The organism is Ruegeria sp. BE1 (assembly GCF_056538885.1).
On sequence record NZ_JBQFTY010000002.1, the window covers coordinates 332,217 to 350,405 of the forward strand.

Consider the following 18,189-nt stretch of genomic DNA (forward strand, 5'->3'; position numbering starts at 1 on the left):
TTTCTTACCCGCCCGAACCGTGATCTTACTCGGGGATCGTGAAAACCTGACCGGGATAGATCAGATCGGGATCGCGGATCGCGTCCCGGTTGGCCTCAAAGAGACGCACATACAAAACGCCATCACCAAAACGGTCGCGCGAGATCGCCCATAATGTATCGCCCTCTTGCACGGTCACGGACCGGATCGGCGGCGGCGCATCGCTGACCTGATCGGTTTCAGCGGGGGCTTCGGCGGCGCGCAGAACCTCAACCGGCTCGCGTTTGAACGGTGTTTCAAGGCGGCTGACCACCGTGCCATCCACGCCGACCTCGTCCACACGCAGGGTATAGACACCGGGATCAACCCCATCCAATTCGCCCCGCCATTTGCCGTCCTCAGCCGGGGTCAGGTCGGCCACCAGCTTATTGTCCAGATACAGGCGAACAACGGACCCGCCCGGCACACGGCCCGTCAGCTCAACATCGCCCGTGTCGGAATAGCCAATTGTATCCAGCGCGACCTCTTCGGGGTCTTGCGGCTGCGCCGTCGGGGCCTGAACCAGCTCAACCCCATCCTCACCCGAGCGCAGGACCGCCACGTTCTGGCCTGTGCTTGCGCTCTCTTCTTCTTGCGCAGCCTCAGGCTCAGCCGACGCTACCACATCTGGTGCCGGGGTTTCTTCGGCGCCGGTCGAAGGGGCCTGAGCCTCTTCAGCCGCAGCCTCAGCAGTTTCGTCCTGCGGCGCGCCCTCCTCGGCCTCAACCGGGGTATCCTGAGCGGGCTCGGGCTGTGCCTCCGCCGTTTCGATCGGGGGGGTCGGCTCGACCTCGGGTTCAGGCTCTGGCAGAGCCGCGATCACATAATCGTCCGAGCGCACTGGATCTTCGCCATGTGTCTCGAGCGTCAGCCCCCGCGCGGCATTGGCAAATGGGATTGAGATGAATTCAGCAAATTTGCCGCTGGGATCTACGGTGAAACGGTGTACGGGTTCGCCGTCCAGCAGCACATTAACCTGCGATCCCGGCTCAGCCGAGCCGGACAAGACAGCATTGCCATCGGGTTCGACAAAAATCTGGTCCAGCGCGGGCGCCTTGGGCGGTTCGGGTTCTGCTGCCGCAGTTTCCGTATCTGACGTTGACGCGGTATCCGGGGTTTCGGCCGCGTCTTCGGAAACGGTGACGTCCTCGGTGTTTTCCTGCGGGGCCTGATCAGCAACTTCATCCTGTGGGGCGGTCGTTTGCGGTGCCTCTGTGTTGGTGCCAAACAGATAAACCCCGCCCGCTACGGCCAAGACCACGATACCAGCAATTGCGCCCCACAGCGCACCTCCGGACCTTCCACTTCCCGACTCGGCCATTTTTTCCCCTTCACTTCACAGCGCAAGTGCTTTGGCTAAAACACATTCTGCCTGACGGTTGAGCCAACCTATCAATCCCGCTATCAGGGGTCAAAACCTCAGGCACAACCCCGGAGCGCGATCACAATGTCTCAGAAATCCGTTTGTGTGTATTGCGGGTCACGAAATGGGGCCGATTCCGCATATCCCGAAGCCGCGCGCACCTTTGGCACGCTGTTGGCGAAGGAAGGCTGGCGGCTGGTCTACGGTGCAGGGGATGTGGGCCTGATGGGCGAGGTTGCCCGCGCCGCCCAAGCCGCCGGTGGCGATACGTTTGGTGTGATACCGGTTCACCTTCTGCAACGTGAGGTTGGGAAGACCGACCTGACCCATTTTGTAATCACCGAAACCATGCACGAACGCAAAAAGGTGATGATCATGAATGCGGATGCTGTCGTGGTCCTGCCCGGCGGCCCGGGGTCGCTGGATGAGCTGTTCGAGGCGCTGACCTGGCGACAACTGGGCCTGCACGACAAACCGATCCTGGTGATTAATGTGAACGGCTATTGGGACGGACTGAAAACGCTGCTGGATCAGGTGGTTGATCAGGGTTTTGCAGATGCCTCGCTGGGGGACTTTGTCACCTGGGTCGATAACCCAAAGGGCGCGATGACCCGGCTGCGGGGTCTTCTGACCTGAGAGGCTGCGGGCCGCAAGCGCCGCCCGCGCCATGGTTCTGCCAGGTTAAGCGGGTTTCGCAAACCTTGCCTTAAGCATGGATTCCACCTTGTTCAGCGGATGATTGGTCAGGGTCTTGTCGACCTCGGCCACCACCTTGGACAGAACTTCGCTGTGCAGCCTGCGACGAAGCAAGCCCAGAACATGCGGGCTGGCGACCAGCACCAGACGGTTATACGCCCCCTTCAGCCCCTTGCGGTTCAATAGATTGGCAACGTCCTGCACAAACAGAGATTTCGCGTGCGCCTTCCAGTTCGGTTCTTCCACCGCTGACTTCTGGCTTGGCCCGCCGTCAAAGCGCCGCCCTGCCCTGTCGGTTGGACGCAGCGGGGCGTCGTGCTCTTCCACGGAAACAACCACGAGGTTTGGATCTTCTGCATCGGTGATGTTCTCGACAACCAGCGCCTTTTCGCCATCGGCAATGACAACCCAAGTTCCCTGTTCAAGTGCGACCATCATGTTCTCCTGTTGTTACTATTGTGGCTATCCCTGTTCCATCAGGCACATCTGTGCTGTGACGCGCCTGGACCAAACCGGCGCGTTGCCTGAGTGCATTCTTTTGATTGGCGGCTCTCTCCCTCCGCCCTACCTAAGGTAAGCACTGCCGGGCCGGGTACAATCCCATCTCAGGTTGAAACTTCGGCAATAGGCGGGTTTTCTCCGGTCTCGGCGCAAACAGAAAAGGGCCCGCCAGCGTTGCCGCCAGCAGGCCCTAAAAAACCCTGATAGGTTCAGGAATTACATGCGCGAAGCAACGTTTTCCCAGTTGACCAGATTGTCCAGGAAGTTGGTCAGGTAGGCGGGACGCTTATTGCGGAAATCGATGTAATAGGAATGCTCCCACACGTCACAGCCCAGCAGAGCGGTCTGACCAAAGCACAGCGGGTTCACGCCGTTTTCGGTCTTGGTGACAGCTAGCGAGCCGTCCGCGTTCTTGACCAGCCATGCCCAACCCGAGCCGAACTGACCCGCACCAGCGGCGCTAAACTGCGACTTGAACTCGTCAACCGAGCCAAAGCTTTCAACCAGAGCTTTTTCCAGCTCACCGGGCATGGCATTTGCGCCGGGGCCCATCATTTCCCAGAACTGGTTGTGGTTCCACAGCTGGCTGATGTTGTTGAAGATACCGTTCTGCGCGACAGCATTTGCGTCGTAGGTGCCCACGATGATCTCTTCCAGCGACTTGCCGTCCCACTCGGTGCCCGCGATCAGCTTGTTGCCGTTGTCGACATAGGCCTTGTGGTGCAAGTCGTGGTGATATTCCAGCGTTTCCGCGGACATGCCCTTGGCTGCCAGCGCGTCATGTGCATAAGGAAGATCAGGAAGTTCAAAAGCCATCTCGGCCCCCTGTTAAATATAAGTTGCGGTTCCCAAGGGTTAAATGCTTTGGCAACCGCCTCAGGTCAAGGGCAGAGATCATAAAACCCGGAGGCAGGCGATGCTGACACAGGCGCGCAAGATGTTTTACCGCGCCCGCGGATACTATGCGGGTGCCCTGAACGGTGAACCGTTTCGCCTTGACCCCTACCATTCCAAATTCTGGCGCAAAGCCTCGACCGGTGCATGGGAGCCTGAGACATTCGCCATTCTGGACAAATACCTGACATCTGACAGCGATTACCTGGACATCGGGGCCTGGATTGGGCCCACGGTTCTGTATGGCGCGCGCCGGGCCCGACATGTCTGGTGCTTTGAGCCCGACCCCACCGCATTCCGCCATCTGGCCTGGAACCTGGACCTGAACGAGGTCCGCAACGTCTCGGCCTTTGGGGTGGCGTTGTCGGACCGGTTCGGCGTGGCCCGCATGGCCTCGGTCCGGGGTGAGCCCGGCGATTCCACCAGTTCCCTTCTGCATGACGGCGCGCATGGCACTGATGCGCTAACCATCGCGTGGGATCAGTTCGCAGCCGTAAACGACCTGTCGGGCGTATCGCTGGTCAAGATGGATATCGAAGGTGCGGAGTATACGGTGCTGCCGACGCTGATCCCTTGGTTAAAGGAACGCCGCCCCGCGCTGTTTTTGTCGCTGCACGCTCCGCTTCTGCCGGATGGGGAACGATTGGCGCGCACGAAGGACCTGTTGGAGATGCTCGGCTTCTACGCGGAAATCGCTACGGAAAATGCTGAGACGATTGCCGTGGCAGACTTGCTGACACCACAGGCCCTGACGCAGTACAAGACGATATTGTTGCACAACTGATGGACGAGCGGGCGAAACATTAAACTTTGCCGAGGCACCTTGCGTTTCGCAAAAAACGCTAGGTATTCTCACCCCGAACGACCGAAAACAAAGGTTTAAAATGAAGTATTTTTGTATTGCTGCCTTGGCAGCAGTTTTGGGTTCGGGCGCATTTGCAGAAACCGTGACCTACACGTGCAAGATGACTAAGCAAGATGCGCATGGCTGGATCGCCAGCGAATACGGGTTCCAGGTGGACTCGGCGCAACAGTCCGCACGGGCGGCCAGCAACTTTCAGGACTGGACCGACGCCAAATTCAAAAATCGCGGTTCAAAAGGATACAGAATCGTCTGGAACAGGACCGAAAGGATGCTTGCCGGTGGAGACGTCCGTGTCCGCTATCAGGCCAATCTGGATCCAAATCGAAGCACAGTTGCGGTACGCATGGCATTTGTACACGGCAACTTTGCGAACAAACCAAGTGGTACGGGCACCTGCCAGGTTGCCCAATAAACAAAGCCCCGGATCATCCGGGGCTTTTTCTCAGACAGGCGCAAGTTCGAAACCTCAGGAACCGTACAGCGATTCACCGGTTTGAACAGAGCAACCGCCATAGCCAGTAGGCCGGTTGAGCACATTTTCCTGAGGGAAACGCGCCGTCAGATCTAGGCGCTGTTTTTCCGGGTTCAAATCGCCTGTGTAGCTGACATATGTAAGCCCACCATTCGAAGCCGGAATTTTCATCTTCCACGACACCCGGTAATCGCCCTTGCGGGTGATCTTGAACCGGGCGTCCTTCGGCGCGCCCTCAAGATTGTGAATATACCCATCGTAGACACGTGCGCGTTTGTTTTCCGGGTCAACACTCAGGATCACACGCTCGGAAATCCATCCATGCTCCATGCGGTGCAACGTGCAATCATAGGTAAAAATCTCAGCTTTCGCGGTGGTTGCTACGCAGGTCAACAGCAGGGCAGCTAACGCTTTTTTCATCTTCATTCAGCCTTCAACTTCAACAATAACACTAATGTTTGCGGCGCTATCTTCCTTTAAGATCAAACACAATCTTAAAGAGAATTCGCCGTGGTGCCATCATCCTTATGTGCCTGCAAAACAACTCACAATGCCCCAAAAAAAGTGGCCGCCTGTCTGAGACAAAGCGGCCACATTCATAAGATTAAGCTGACTATGAAAGTCAGTAAACCCCAACCTCACTGCCCGGCTGCGCCGCAACCTTAAGCAGTTTAAACACGTAGTCTGCAGCCGAACGGAAGCACACGATGCGGATGGTCTCAGCATCATCCATCCAGAACGCGCCAGCCACCTGCGCCAGACGCGAGCGGCGGAAGTTTCCGGGCTGGAATGCGTCAGGTGACAGGTCAACCGGAGCCACCTTGCCCAGCACTTCACGGGCACTGGCGCCCGAGATGCTGAATACGGCGCGGGCATCGGATACGTTCACCGCCAACGCATGCGTGCCGCTCAGCGCGTTGGTCATGGCGTCCAGCTTGGCGTTGACATCGGCATAGGGCACCAGCACCAGCAGCTCATCCGTCGACATCCAGCACACGCCGGTGTCGCCGTTCACCAAAGCCTCGCGCTGACCGGGCACAGCCTGCCCGGTCGCGTCCTTGACGGCCTTGGCCAGCACCTTGTCCGACAGATCGCCGCGCAGGGTGATCATGCCCTGCAGGCCGCATTCCGCAACCTTGGCAATGCCATCATAGCTGGCGTGGTTCAGTGCGCTGATGGGTTCAGACATTCTGCTTCTCCCCGTCCTTGTCGTAGAAGATCGGATCGACGATCTTGGCTTTGTAGGTTTTGCCGTCGGTGCCCGGGAACTCGACAATCTCGCCCATCCGGTCGGGGCCGTGCTTGATCAGGCCCATGGCGATGCCGCGATCCAGATTGGCCGAGTAATAGGTCGACGTCACACGCCCGATCATGTTGCGCTGACCGTTGGCGTTGACGCCCTCGCCCACGGCGTAAGCCCCGTCCGGCAGAACCGATCCATCCACAGTCTCAAGCCCGACCAGTTTCCAGCGGTCCGGATCGGCCATATGGCTGCGCGAATGCGCGCGTTTGCCCAGATAGTCCTCTTTCTTCTTGGACAGCGCCCAGTGCAGCCCCAGATCCTGCGGGATCACGGTGCCGTCGGTCTCGTCCCCGATCATGATAAAGCCCTTTTCGGCCCGCAGGATGTGCAGACATTCGGTGCCGTAAGGCATCACGCCGAACTCCTGCCCTGCGTCGATCAGAGCGTCCCAGAAGGCCTGACCCTGAGACGCGGGAACCGCGATCTCATAGGACAGCTCGCCCGAGAACGAGATGCGGTAGGCGCGCGCGTCGAATGCGCCGATCTTGCCGTCGCGCCATTCCATGAAGGGCAGCGCCTCTTTCGACAGGTCCATGCCGCCGCCCGCCTGCGCGTTCAGCTTCTCCAACACCTTACGGGCGTTGGGGCCGACCACGGCGACCTGAGCGTATTGCTCGGTGACGTTCGCAACATAGACTTTCCAGTCCCACCACTCGGTCTGCAGCCATTCTTCCATATGGCCATGGATGCGCTCGGCTCCGCCGGTGGTTGTGTGGCACAGCCATGTATCTTCGTCGATCCGGGCGACGACGCCGTCGTCGATCAGAAAGCCATTTTCCGAGCACATCAGGCCATAGCGGCATTTGCCGACCTTCAGCGTGGACATCATGTTGGTGTACAGCATGTCCAGGAACTTGCCCGCATCCGGGCCTTTGACGATCAGTTTGCCCAGTGTCGAGGCATCCAGCAGGCCGAGGTTTTCGCGGGTGTTCTTAACCTCGCGGTTTACCGCGTCATGCACGGATTCACCGGGACGGACATAGGCATAGGTCCGGCGCCAATGGCCCACGGGCTCCCAATCGGCACCGTTCTTGTCGTGCCAGTTGTGCATCGGAGTCTGACGGATGGGCTGGAACACTTCACCGCGCGCCTCGCCGCCGATCGACGCCAGCGAGATCGGCGTGTAGGGCGGACGGAAGGTCGTGGTACCGACCTTCGGGATTTCCTTGTCCAGCGCATCAGCAAGGATTGCCAAACCATTGATATTGCTTAGTTTACCTTGATCCGTCGCCATGCCCAGCGTGGTGTAGCGCTTGGTATGCTCCACGCTTTCATAACCTTCGCGCGCAGCCAGCTGAACGTCAGAGACCTTTACGTCGTTCTGGAAATCCAGCCAGGATTTCATACGCAGACCGATTTCGGCATTCGAAGGCATCAGCCAGACTGGTGCCATCGGGGCCTCGGCGGTCGTTTCCCCTGACGGGGCCTTGCCTGCCTTGGGCTTGAAACCGGCTGCTTTGGCAGCCGCGTCGCCTGCAGCCTGTGCGTCAGTCAAAACGTCGCCCAACGCCAGTGGGCCGTTTGCAGAACCAGCGGCAACCACAAAGCCCTCGCCATTTGCGCCCAGCGGTGGGCGCGTGGGATCCGGGCGGAAATGCGCGTGCGTTTCGTCCCAAATCAGCTTGCCACCGCAATGCGACCACATATGCACGACCGGAGACCAGCCGCCCGACATCGCAACCGCGTCGCACTCAACTTCTTCGCGAGCGCCCCCGATGCCTTCCTGATTGCACAGCGCAACCTTCTTGACCCGTTTGCCGCCTTTGACTTTGGCGATGGCTTTGCCCGGATCAACCTGGATGCCCAGCTGGCGCGCTTCATCAGCCAACAGCCCTGCTGCAGGGCGCGCATCGACGATGCGCAGCACGTCGACTCCGGCCTGTTTCAGGATGATGGCTGTACGATAGGCATCGTCGTTGTTGGTGGCGACAATAACGCGTTCGCCCGGGGTCACACCCCAGTTTACGACATAGTCGCGCATAGCTGAGGCCAGCATCACGCCCGGTACATCGTTGCCGGCGAAAGACAGCGGACGTTCGATGGCGCCCGTGGCGGTCACGACCTGCTTGGCGCGGATGCGCCACAGACGGTGACGCGGGCCTTGCGTGCCCGGTTTATGGTCGGTCACACGCTCATACCCCAGCACGTAGCCGTGGTCATAGACCCCAGCCCCCATGCAGCGATTGCGCATCGTGACATTGTCCATGGCTTCCAGTTCGGACACCAATTGGTCCACGAACTTATCCACAGGCTCATCATTGATGGTCCCGCCATCCACCGGAGCGCGGCCACCCCAATGGGCGGTCTGCTCGATCAGCATGACCTTGGCGCCGGACGCAGCCGCCACTTTGGCCGCTTGCAGGCCCGCTACCCCGCCACCGATGACCAGAACATCGGTAAAGGCATAGAAATGCTCATACGTGTCCGCATCCCTGTTGTCCTTGTCGGGCGCTTTGCCAAGACCGGCGGACTGGCGGATGAACGGCTCGTAAACGTGTTTCCAAAACGGCTTGGGATGGATGAACATCTTGTAATAGAAGCCAGCCGGCAGGAACCGCGACAAATGGGTGTTGATGGACCCGATGTCGAATTCGAGGTTCGGCCAGTGGTTCTGCGAAACAGATGTCAGACCGTTGAACAGCTCGGTTGTGGTGGCGCGCTGGTTCGGCTCGAACCGGTTGCCCTCACCCAGACCGACCAGAGCGTTGGGTTCTTCGGCACCGCTGGCGACCATGCCGCGCGGGCGGTGGTACTTGAACGACCGGCCCACCATCATCTGATCGTTGGCCAGCAGGGCCGAGGCAAGCGTGTCGCCCTCGTAGCCCTGCATTGAGGTGCCGTTGAATGAGAATGTGACCTGTTTCGACCGGTCGATCAGCCGGCCTTGGTTTGCGAGACGGGTGCTCATGTTGCTGACCTTTCGCAGGCGGAATTACGGGTGGCTGGGCGGATCATTTGTATTCTCTCCAGGTCCAGCCAGGACGTTTGGCGGTGATGGCGTCCTTGATCTCTTGCGGCGGTTCATAGACTTGTGCCGAGTAGGTGCCGAACACCTCCAGCGTGTTTGTGCAGCGGGCGGCGTGGAACCACTTGCCGCAGCCATTCGCATGGCGCCAGCGTTCAAAGTGAACGCCCTTGGGGTTTTCACGCATGAACAGATAGTCGTGGAACTCATCATCCGACGAGCCGGGGCCGAAACGCTTCAGATGCGCCTCACCGCCAGCGGCCAGTTCAGTTTCTTCGGCATCGACGCCGCAATAGGGGCAATTCAGGATCAGCATGTGGCTACTCCTTGCTTGAATTCTTTCGACCACACGCCCACTTTGAGGGTATGGATATTTTGACCATTACTCTGACCGTTGCAGGCACGCTTGCCGTTTTTGGACTTGTCGCGGTTTTCATTTTCCGGTCCGAGGAAAAGAAAGCCATCAAGCCAAAATCCGACAGCCCGAACAGTTCCGAGACCATTCATGGAGCACATTGGGGCGACTGACATCAGTGCGCCACCCCGGCGGCAACGCTTTCGTCGATGAAGCGCCCCTCTTTGAAGCGATCCATCGAGAAGGCCTCGGTCAGCGGTGAATGGCCCGTGGCCATCAACTGCGCCATACCCCAGCCCGAACCCGGGATCGCCTTGAAGCCACCGGTGCCCCAGCCGCCATTGATAAAGCAGCCCTGCAACGGTGTTTTCGACAAGATGGGTGAACGGTCGCCTGTCATGTCCACGATGCCACCCCACTGGCGCAGCATCTTCAGGCGCGAGATCATCGGGAAGGTCTCGACCAGAGCGCGGACGGTTTCCTCGATATGGTGGAAGCTGCCGCGCTGGGTGAAGTTGTTGAACCCGTCGGTGCCGCCGCCGATCACCATCTCACCCTTGTCGGATTGCGACATGTAGCCGTGAACGGTGTTGGCCATCACGACCACGTCCATGCAGGGTTTGATCGGCTCAGAGACCAGCGCCTGCAGGGCGATCGCCTCCAACGGCAGACGGAAGCCTGCCATCTCGGCCAGTTGACCGGAGTGCCCCGCAACCACGATGCCCAGCTTGTCGCAATCAATCGCGCCCTTGGAGGTGTCGACACCGACAACACGACCATTGTCGGACCGAACGCCCGTCACTTCGCATTGCTGGATGATGTCCATGCCCATGGCCGAGCACGCACGCGCATAGCCCCACGCCACGGCGTCATGGCGGGCGGTGCCACCGCGTTCCTGCCACAGCGCGCCCAGAACCGGATAGCGCGGACCCTCAAGATTGATAATCGGCACCAGCTCTTTCACACGTTCGGGCCCGATCCACTCGGTCTGGACCCCTTGCAGTGCGTTGGCATGCGCGGTGCGCTGATAGCCGCGAATTTCGTGTTGGGTCTGGGCCAGCATCATAACGCCGCGCGGGCTGAACATGATGTTAAAGTTCAGATCCTGGCTCAGATCCTCATACAGGCTGCGCGATTTCTCATACATCGCCGCCGACGGATCCTGCAGGTAGTTCGACCGGATGATGGTCGTGTTCCGACCGGTGTTGCCACCGCCCAGCCATCCCTTTTCGATGATGGCCACATTCTGGATACCGTAGTTCTTACCAAGGTAATACGCCGTGGCCAGACCATGGCCGCCAGCGCCCACAATGATGACGTCGTATTTCTTTTTAGGCTCGGGAGAGCGCCACGCGCGTTCCCATCCGGTGTGGTAGCGCAGCGCTTCGCGCGCCACAGCAAAGGCTGAGTAGTGTTTCATTGGCGAATCCATCCGGTTCGGTGATTGGCGCAGGTATGCCGTGTGAACGCAGTTTAACCCTGCCGGACAACGCCACAATATCGAACTATTGCGACATCGGCTCGTTTCTTGCGACATGACGTCCCCGCGCGACCATTTATCCCTTTTGTCGGCCGGTCCAGAGGTCTACATCAGGGCAGCCATATCGGAGTAGCTATGTCGTTTCTGGTCGTGACAACCCTGGCCGCGCTGCTGACAGCGCTTATTCTGGGTCTTTCCCTGCTGCGCGGACGCAAATCGGGTGAGCCCGCAGCGGCCTATGATCTGCGCGTGTATCGCGAACAGCTGGCCGGTGTGGACCGCGACCTCGCCCGGGGTGTGATCGGCGAAGCGGATGCCGACCGGGTGCGCACGGAAATCTCGCGCCGCATTCTGGCGGCGGATGCCCAGTTGCAGACCGCATCTGAACGATCCGGGCCACCGCGCGGGGTTACCATTGCCACGTTTGCCGTTGTCGCCTGTTTTCTGGTCGGGGGCGCCGGGGCGATGTACCACCGTATGGGCGCGGCCGGACTTTCGGACCAACCGCTGGAGCTGAGGCTGGAACGGGCCGAAGTCTTGCGGGCCGAACGCCCCAGCCAGGCCGAGGCCGAGGCGGCTGTGCAACCTGCCCCGCAACCTGAAATCGAAGAGAGCTACGCCAATCTGTTGAAACAGTTGCGTGAAACAGTTTCCGGGCGTCCCGATGACCTGCAGGGTCAGATTCTTCTGGCCCAGCACGAGGCGAACGCAGGCAATTTTCCAGCCGCCTACAAGGCACAGCAACGGGTGATCGAACTGTCCGGCGATGCGGCCCCCGCCGATGCCTATTCGCATCTGGCTGAAATGATGATCCTGTCCGCAGGTGGTTATGTCTCACCCGAGGCGGAAGAGGCTCTCAGACAGGCATTGCAGCGCGACCCACGCCATGGCCCGGCTCAGTATTACCTGGGTCAGATGATGGTTCAAATCGGGCGGCCTGACATCGCCTATCGCATCTGGGTGGATGCTGTGCGTAACGCCCCAGCCGGAGCGCCATGGGGTGACGCAATTCGCGCGCAATTGGACGAGCTGGCCTTTCGCGCCGGCGTCTTCAACGCCCCGGACATCCCCCCCGCAGCAGGGCCCAGCCAGGATGATGTGGACGCTGCCGCAGCTTTGACACCGGAAGAACGGCAAGAAATGATCGTTGGCATGGTCAACCAGTTGTCTGACCGGCTGGCCTCTGAAGGTGGCCCGCCAGAAGATTGGGCCCGGCTGATCGCAGCGCTGGGTGTTCTGGGCGAAGGGCAGCGCGCCATTGATGTAAGAAACGAGGCCATGGAGGTCTTTGCTGGCAATACCGAAGCACTGGAGATCATCGACGCAGCTGCATTGCAGGCTGGGATCGCGCAATGATCCATGATGACTTTCAGGATTTTGCCAGCGCATTATCACCGATGACCGCCCTGATGGGGTTGGACTTGGGCGAAAAGACCATTGGTGTCGCAGTGTCTGACCGGATGCGCGGCGTGGCCAGCCCGCTGGAGACGGTACGGCGAAAAAAGTTCACCCTCGATTCCGCGCGTTTGCTTGAGATCATCAAAGATCGCGAAATTGGCGGCGTCATTCTGGGCCTGCCGAAAAACATGGACGGAACCGAAGGCCCCCGTTGCCAGTCGACCCGGGCTTTTGCCCGCAACCTGTCGCGCTTGACCGATGTCTCCATCGGGTTCTGGGATGAACGCCTCAGCACGGTTGCAGCTGAAAAAGCACTGCTTGAGGCGGATACGACACGAAAACGTCGCGGACAGGTCATTGATCACGTCGCCGCCGGGTATATCTTGCAAGGAGCGCTGGACAGGCTGCGCTTTTTGTAACGCTCGGAGACCGTCAATGACGAACATGGTTTGGAAAAGGAACGAGGTCGAAAGCCCGTGCGTCCAGATCTGCGTCGTGCATCCGACCGAACGGATCTGCACCGGCTGCTATCGCACCATCGATGAGATCGCGCGCTGGTCCAAAATGGACAGCAGTGAACGGGCCGAGGTCATGGACGAACTGCCCGCGCGCAAACCGCGTCTGGCCAAACGGCGCGGCGGTCGTGCTGCGCGGATGAAAAACACCTGAAAACCGCTCCCTGACTTGGCGCCGCTGCAGGCTGATATGAACTTCGAGGGGGGTTAAGTTCGAGCACTGGGTCTGAGTGAGTGGTGACCCACAGCGGCGCACGTCAGGCTGTTCGACCTTTCACAGTGGTTAATGAAAGATCTGTGCTCTGTTTGATTTTATTTGACCCGTCAGTCAATAACCGGATGGCACCCAAATCGGATAACGCTACGTCAACCGATTTACCCCTTCACATCAGATGCCCCTATCCAACGGCAAGCCAGCTTTTGGCATCATCGATTTCCTCAGATGGAAAGAACTCGGTCCGTGTTGCCAGGATATGACCAGCGGCTTTCTGCGCAACCTTTTGCCATGTTTTGTCCCCGACAATGGCGGCGCGGTCCAACAGTCCGGCATGTTTGCGCACAAGATTGAAATGCGACGCCAGGGCGGTCAGCCCCTGCCAGCCGTCGAACTCGCGCAGGTCAACCAGCAGACGGAATCCAGATTTTCCCTCTAACAGCCGATCCAGCGCCTCTTCGGCCTGCGTGTATTCTTCGGGATCCAGCTTGCCCAGCAGGCTGATCTGCACGCAGGGTCCGCCCAGATCGAGCACGTGAATGGCACCCAGAGATTCGCGCATCCAACGGCGTGCGGCTTCAAGATCGGACAGGTCGAACACCTGCACCGGGCATGGCAAGATCGGCGAGGCCAGTCGCACACTGGTTCGTACCCAACCCTGATCTGCAACCACCCCGATCCGGTCGAACCCACGCCAATGGCTCAGGCCCAGCTTGGTGTCCGCCCAAGCCGCACCCATTTCATAGCCCTTGAACTCAGGCTGAAACACGACCAGCAGGCGGATGGCGTCATTCTCGGCCAGGGCGGCCTCAATCGCCGGGACCAAAATCTCGGTATAATCGCGATTGGTGACTTCGCCGGAAAGCTCAGCCTCTAGCAGCGCCCCATCAGAATTTCTGTGAACAGTAATCATCGAACCAAACCTCCAAACCTGAATAAGGACAGGAGGTTAGGCAGATTCGATCCATTCGGCTACTCCGCCGGCGCATTCGGGGCGGAAATAGGCAATCATCCGACCATCCGGCCCAGCCTGTGCCCCCTCGCCCCACGGCGCGACGCCGTGCAGACAGTGGCGATGCAGCAGATAAGCCTCGCCGGGTTTGGCGGGCAGTTCGATCCGGGGGCAGGTTTCGAACACTTCGCGCCGGGCGGCCTGATAGATGTCGGTTATGTCCACCTCGTGCAGGCTGTCCCGAGGGTGACCTGCCAGTGCATCGGCAAAAGCCGCGCGCAGGATTTTATGGCTGCCTTCCCACAAGACCATCGGCGCCGCCGCAGCGTTGGCTTCGGTCAGAGGGATGCCCAGAATCCAGGCATGAGGCTCATCCACCCGCCGCCGCCGATCCGGACCCATCGGGCGCAGCCCGTCCACATGGGCCGCGTCGCGTTTCAGCCGATACCGCCCCGCGCTTTCGCTTTCACCGCGCCGGGGCTTCGGATAGCCTGGATAGATGACCGAGACCTGCCCTTTGTGCAACGGCAAGTCTCCGTAAAGGTCCGTAAGGAACGCCATGGCGTCACCGGACAGAGCGCCGGATTGCCCCACCCGCCCCACAGGGTCATTGTCCAGCGCATCCACGCCGATGAACCACGTGCCGTCACAGTCCATCCAATCCGCATGTGCAGGGTCCGTGACCGAGGCACGTGCCAAGGGCAGCGCGTGCTGCACCCAATCCGCCAGAACCGGGTCGAAGGGAAACTTGATCCATCCCTTGTCGTGAAAATCGTTCATAACCCCAGCGCCTTTCGCAGCATGTTCAGGGCCACCAGCGTCAGGAACACCGCAAAGACCCGCTTGAGCGGTTTGGGGTCCATGGCATGGGCCAGTTTCACCCCCCAAGGGGCGGTGATCAGTGTCATGGCCACAACAATCGCGAAGGCCACGAGGTTAACCGCGCCGATGGTCAGGGGTGGGCGGTGTTCCGGCGCGATGTCCAGAAACAGAAAGCCCAGAACCGAAGGCACCGCGATGATCACGCCAAACCCGGCGGCCGTGGCCACGGCGCGATGAATCGGTGTGTTGAAGAGGCTCATCAGGGGGACGCCGAAACTGCCGCCTCCGATCCCCATCAGTACGGACAGAAAGCCTACGGATGGGGACAGCGCCGCGCGTTTCAGGCCCTTGGGCATCGCATCACCCAGACGCCATTCCGACTTGCCCAGCCCCAGATAGGCCCCAATGACCACGCCCAGAATGCCGAACAATGCCTGCAACGCCTCGGTCCGCAGGGCAGAGGCCACCATGACGCCGATGATCGCCCCCACGGCGATCCCCGGGCCCCAACCGCGCAGGATATCCCAGTCGACCGCGCCTTTCTTGTTATGCGCCAGAACGGACCGGATCGAAGTGACGATAATCGTCGCCAATGAGGTGGCCAGACACAGCTGCATCAATTGCGGCCCGCAATACCCAAGCGTCTGGAATGCATAGAAAAAGGCGGGCACCAGTACGATGCCACCCCCAACGCCCAGCAATCCGGCCAGCACCCCGGCCAGCGCGCCGATCACCAGCAATAGGCCCAGCATCTGGACCAGCAACATCGTCTCGGGCATCTTCCCCCCGCACCCTCTATTCGTTCAGACCTCGGCCAGAGGCGTTACGCAATCCAGCGCTTTCAGCATCACCTCGGGGCCTGCCCCATCGTGTACCGCGCCCTCGGACAATGTCCGCCGCCACGCCCGCGCGCCGGGGCGTCCGGCGAACAGGCCCAGCATATGGCGCGTGATCTGGTGCAAACGTCCGCCATTGGCAAGATGGCGTTCGATATAGGGCACCATATTTTGAACAACCTCATGCGGGTCCGCCGCGTGACCTGTTCCGAAGATCACCGGATCGGCCTCGGCAAGAATATCTGTTGGCTGGTGATAGGCCGCACGCCCGATCATCACACCATCCAACCCGGCCTCAAGGTGCTGGCGCGCCTCGGTCAACGAGGCGATGCCGCCATTGATTGAGATATGCAGGTCAGGAAACGCCGCCTTCATCTGGTGCACCAGATCATAATCGAGCGGCGGAATATCCCGGTTCTCCTTGGGGCTGAGCCCTTGCAGCCATGCTTTGCGCGCGTGGATCGTCACCCGCTTGCACCCCGCCACGCGGATGTGTTCAAGAAATGCGGGCAGGACCTGTTCAGGGTTCTGATCGTCGACGCCGATACGACACTTTACAGTGACCTCAACATCCACCGCCCCGCGCATGGCGGCCACGCATTCGGCCACGCGGCCGGGGTCTTTCATCAGCACCGCCCCAAACGTGCCGGATTGCACCCGGTCCGACGGGCAGCCACAATTCAGGTTGATCTCATCATAACCCGCATCGTTCCCAAAACGCGCGGCCTGCGCCAGCTCCTCCGGGTCCGATCCGCCAAGTTGCAGGGCAATGGGGTGTTCCTGCGGGCTATAGTCCAGCAGATGCATCGCCCCGCCGCGCACGAGGGCGGGGGCGGTCACCATCTCGGTGTAAAGCAATGTCTGCTGGCTGAGCAGCCGGTGCACATACCGGCAGTGTCGATCTGTCCAGTCCATCATCGGCGCAACAGAAAGGCGGGCCGCGCGCCAAAGATCGGCGCGGGTTGGCGTGTTCTGATCCGTTGTCGCTGACATCTGCTTGTTTCCGCGTTGCGTGTTTCGACCGAAACCGCCGTGTAACACCATTTGGGGGACAAGCGCTATACACAATGGGTTGCCGACCCAACAACCGCCGCAATAATTTGATCAAATTTCGTGACAAACCGCGCAGGCTCGACTACATCTCGGACAATCTGGAAGAGGGAGACTTTCATGGATCTGAGCGCCCTGCACAGTTTGCGCGTTGCCGCCTGTGACCTGAACGGTCAAATGCGCGGCAAACGCGTGCCGCCCTCATATGCCGGCAAACTGGACAAAGGCGCGGTGCGCATGCCCTTTTCCGCCCTGAACGTCGACCTGTGGGGGGCTGATATTGACGGCAGCCCGCTGGTCTTTGAAAGCGGCGATGCGGATGGCGTGTTAGTCCCCACCGATCGCGGGCCGGTGCCGATGCCCTGGCTGGGCGGTGAGACGGCTCTGGTGCCGATGTGGTTGCAGGATGACGCGGGCACGCCCTTTCCCGGCGACCCCCGGCACGCGCTTGCCGCCGTGCTGGACCGCTATGCCCAGCGCGGCTGGTCCGTCATCGCCGCGACCGAGCTGGAGTTCACGCTGCTGGATGCCTCGGGCGCGCAACCGCAGCCGCCGATCAACCCGGTGACAGGACGAAGGCTGGCGGATGAGGCGGTGCTGTCGATGGCCGAGATGGACGCCTTCGACGCCTTTTTCACCGACCTTTACGATGGCTGTGCCGCGATGGGCATCCCGGCCCAGACCGCCATTTCCGAAAGCGGCATTGGTCAATTCGAGATCAACCTGAACCATCAGGACGCCATGCGCTGTGCCGATGATACGTGGCTTTTCAAGACCTTGACGCGTGGGCTTGCCCGCAAACACGGGTTCACCGCAACGTTCATGGCCAAACCCTATGCCGATGATGCGGGCAACGGGATGCATGTGCATTTCTCGGTGGTCGATGATCAGGGGCGCAACGTGTTCGACAATGGCGGGCCCGAGGGCACCGCCCTGCTGCGCCACGCCATCGCCGGGTGTTTGGCGGCGATGCCGGGATGCACCCTGATCTTTGCGCCCCATGGCAATTCATATACCCGCCTCGTACCCGGCGCCCATGCGCCCACGGGCGCAAGTTGGGCCTATGAGAACCGCACCGCCGCCCTGCGCATCCCCGGTGGTGCCCCTGCTGCGCGGCGGATCGAGCATCGCGTCGCTGGGGGTGACATCACCCCCTATCTGATGCTTGCCGCCGTTCTTGGGGCCGCGCTGAACGGCATCGACGACCAGCAAGAGCCGCCGCGACCAATCCAGGGCAACGCCTATGAGATCGACGGCCTGCCACAGCTGGCCAGCGACTGGGCCGCGGCTGTCACAGCGTTTGAAACCGATCCCCATGTGGCGCGCATCTTTCCGGCTGAACTGATCCGCTATTTCGCGATGACCAAACGACAGGAAATCCGCCGCTTTGCCGAGCGCCCGCCCGAGGAGCACTGGCTCAGCTATCTCGAAGCAGTATGACCCCTCTTGCCCGCTTGAATAGGCTGGGCTAGACTGAATTTGATCAAATT

20 protein-coding genes are annotated in these 18,189 nt (G+C 60.3%); 8 read left to right on the forward strand and 12 right to left on the reverse strand.

The window, feature by feature from the left end:
- Positions 1-25 precede the first annotated feature (25 nt).
- Positions 26-1,339 carry a LysM peptidoglycan-binding domain-containing protein gene (locus tag ACR0J5_RS07855; RefSeq protein WP_480652054.1) on the reverse strand — a complete coding sequence of 438 codons (1,314 nt, stop codon included), beginning with the start codon at positions 1,337-1,339 and terminating at the stop codon, positions 26-28.
- 126 nt (positions 1,340-1,465) lie between these two features.
- On the opposite strand from ACR0J5_RS07855, the gene ACR0J5_RS07860 reads away from it, so the two are divergent.
- Positions 1,466-2,017 (forward strand): LOG family protein, encoded by a 552-nt coding sequence (locus ACR0J5_RS07860; protein WP_480652056.1) that lies wholly within the window; start codon positions 1,466-1,468, stop codon positions 2,015-2,017.
- A 45-nt stretch (positions 2,018-2,062) separates the two neighbouring features.
- Here the strand turns inward: ACR0J5_RS07860 and ACR0J5_RS07865 are convergent, their stop codons facing one another.
- Both ACR0J5_RS07865 and ACR0J5_RS07870 read right to left on the reverse strand, forming a co-directional pair.
- Positions 2,063-2,512, reverse strand: a complete 450-nt coding sequence (locus ACR0J5_RS07865) for a host attachment family protein (RefSeq protein ID WP_480652058.1) — start codon at positions 2,510-2,512, stop codon at positions 2,063-2,065.
- Positions 2,513-2,794: 282 nt separating this feature from the next.
- The gene (locus tag ACR0J5_RS07870; RefSeq protein WP_480652060.1) at positions 2,795-3,394 is read right to left on the reverse strand and encodes a superoxide dismutase; all 600 of its coding nucleotides are present in this window, start codon (positions 3,392-3,394) and stop codon (positions 2,795-2,797) included.
- A 100-nt stretch (positions 3,395-3,494) separates the two neighbouring features.
- On the opposite strand from ACR0J5_RS07870, the gene ACR0J5_RS07875 reads away from it, so the two are divergent.
- Positions 3,495-4,256 carry an FkbM family methyltransferase gene (locus tag ACR0J5_RS07875; protein WP_480652062.1) on the forward strand — a complete coding sequence of 254 codons (762 nt, stop codon included), beginning with the start codon at positions 3,495-3,497 and terminating at the stop codon, positions 4,254-4,256.
- A gap of 100 nt (positions 4,257-4,356) precedes the next feature.
- Entirely contained in the window at positions 4,357-4,749 is a 393-nt protein-coding gene (locus tag ACR0J5_RS07880; RefSeq protein ID WP_480652064.1) for a hypothetical protein, read from the forward strand.
- Between the two features lie 54 nt (positions 4,750-4,803).
- Here the strand turns inward: ACR0J5_RS07880 and ACR0J5_RS07885 are convergent, their stop codons facing one another.
- The 4 genes from ACR0J5_RS07885 to ACR0J5_RS07900 all read right to left on the reverse strand — a co-directional run bounded on the left by ACR0J5_RS07885 (position 4,804) and on the right by ACR0J5_RS07900 (position 9,393).
- Positions 4,804-5,229: a hypothetical protein gene (locus tag ACR0J5_RS07885; protein ID WP_480652066.1), complete on the reverse strand. Its 426-nt coding sequence runs from the start codon at positions 5,227-5,229 to the stop codon at positions 4,804-4,806.
- A gap of 202 nt (positions 5,230-5,431) precedes the next feature.
- Positions 5,432-5,998 (reverse strand): sarcosine oxidase subunit gamma, encoded by a 567-nt coding sequence (locus ACR0J5_RS07890; RefSeq protein WP_480652068.1) that lies wholly within the window; start codon positions 5,996-5,998, stop codon positions 5,432-5,434.
- On the reverse strand, positions 5,991-9,020 hold the full coding sequence (locus ACR0J5_RS07895; RefSeq protein WP_480652070.1) for a sarcosine oxidase subunit alpha family protein: 3,030 nt from the start codon (positions 9,018-9,020) through the stop codon (positions 5,991-5,993). Before ACR0J5_RS07895 ends, ACR0J5_RS07890 begins: the two co-directional genes overlap by 8 nt.
- A gap of 43 nt (positions 9,021-9,063) precedes the next feature.
- A complete protein-coding gene (locus tag ACR0J5_RS07900; RefSeq protein ID WP_480652072.1) occupies positions 9,064-9,393 on the reverse strand; it encodes a sarcosine oxidase subunit delta in 330 nt (109 codons plus the stop codon).
- Positions 9,394-9,443: 50 nt separating this feature from the next.
- Here ACR0J5_RS07900 and ACR0J5_RS07905 point away from each other — a divergent pair, with 50 nt between their 5' ends.
- Positions 9,444-9,605: a hypothetical protein gene (locus ACR0J5_RS07905; RefSeq protein ID WP_480652074.1), complete on the forward strand. Its 162-nt coding sequence runs from the start codon at positions 9,444-9,446 to the stop codon at positions 9,603-9,605.
- Between the two features lie 2 nt (positions 9,606-9,607).
- Here the strand turns inward: ACR0J5_RS07905 and ACR0J5_RS07910 are convergent, their stop codons facing one another.
- On the reverse strand, positions 9,608-10,852 hold the full coding sequence (locus ACR0J5_RS07910) for a sarcosine oxidase subunit beta family protein (RefSeq protein ID WP_480652076.1): 1,245 nt from the start codon (positions 10,850-10,852) through the stop codon (positions 9,608-9,610).
- Positions 10,853-11,047: 195 nt separating this feature from the next.
- Between ACR0J5_RS07910 and ccmI the strand changes: the two genes are divergently transcribed.
- From ccmI to ACR0J5_RS07925, 3 genes are read left to right on the forward strand one after another with little or no spacing between them, the layout of a single operon-like run.
- Complete coding sequence (gene ccmI, locus ACR0J5_RS07915) at positions 11,048-12,268, forward strand: c-type cytochrome biogenesis protein CcmI (RefSeq protein ID WP_480652078.1); 1,221 nt, start codon at positions 11,048-11,050, stop codon at positions 12,266-12,268.
- The gene (gene ruvX / locus ACR0J5_RS07920; RefSeq protein WP_480652080.1) at positions 12,265-12,729 is read left to right on the forward strand and encodes a Holliday junction resolvase RuvX; all 465 of its coding nucleotides are present in this window, start codon (positions 12,265-12,267) and stop codon (positions 12,727-12,729) included. Before ccmI ends, ruvX begins: the two co-directional genes overlap by 4 nt.
- A gap of 16 nt (positions 12,730-12,745) precedes the next feature.
- Positions 12,746-12,979: a DUF1289 domain-containing protein gene (locus ACR0J5_RS07925; RefSeq protein WP_480652082.1), complete on the forward strand. Its 234-nt coding sequence runs from the start codon at positions 12,746-12,748 to the stop codon at positions 12,977-12,979.
- 244 nt (positions 12,980-13,223) lie between these two features.
- On the opposite strand, the gene ACR0J5_RS07930 is transcribed toward ACR0J5_RS07925, so the two are convergent.
- The 4 genes from ACR0J5_RS07930 to dusA are packed head-to-tail and all read right to left on the reverse strand — an operon-like array spanning position 13,224 to position 16,642.
- Positions 13,224-13,952 (reverse strand): SpoIIAA family protein, encoded by a 729-nt coding sequence (locus ACR0J5_RS07930; RefSeq protein WP_480652084.1) that lies wholly within the window; start codon positions 13,950-13,952, stop codon positions 13,224-13,226.
- Between the two features lie 36 nt (positions 13,953-13,988).
- The gene (locus ACR0J5_RS07935) at positions 13,989-14,771 is read right to left on the reverse strand and encodes a hypothetical protein (protein ID WP_480652086.1); all 783 of its coding nucleotides are present in this window, start codon (positions 14,769-14,771) and stop codon (positions 13,989-13,991) included.
- Positions 14,768-15,592 (reverse strand): sulfite exporter TauE/SafE family protein, encoded by an 825-nt coding sequence (locus ACR0J5_RS07940; RefSeq protein WP_480652087.1) that lies wholly within the window; start codon positions 15,590-15,592, stop codon positions 14,768-14,770. The genes ACR0J5_RS07935 and ACR0J5_RS07940 overlap by 4 nt, the downstream gene beginning before the upstream one ends.
- Before the next feature lie 24 nt (positions 15,593-15,616).
- Positions 15,617-16,642 carry a tRNA dihydrouridine(20/20a) synthase DusA gene (gene dusA / locus ACR0J5_RS07945; protein ID WP_480652089.1) on the reverse strand — a complete coding sequence of 342 codons (1,026 nt, stop codon included), beginning with the start codon at positions 16,640-16,642 and terminating at the stop codon, positions 15,617-15,619.
- Between the two features lie 177 nt (positions 16,643-16,819).
- Between dusA and ACR0J5_RS07950 the strand changes: the two genes are divergently transcribed.
- Positions 16,820-18,139 carry a glutamine synthetase family protein gene (locus ACR0J5_RS07950; RefSeq protein WP_480652091.1) on the forward strand — a complete coding sequence of 440 codons (1,320 nt, stop codon included), beginning with the start codon at positions 16,820-16,822 and terminating at the stop codon, positions 18,137-18,139.
- Positions 18,140-18,189: the final 50 nt, after the last annotated feature.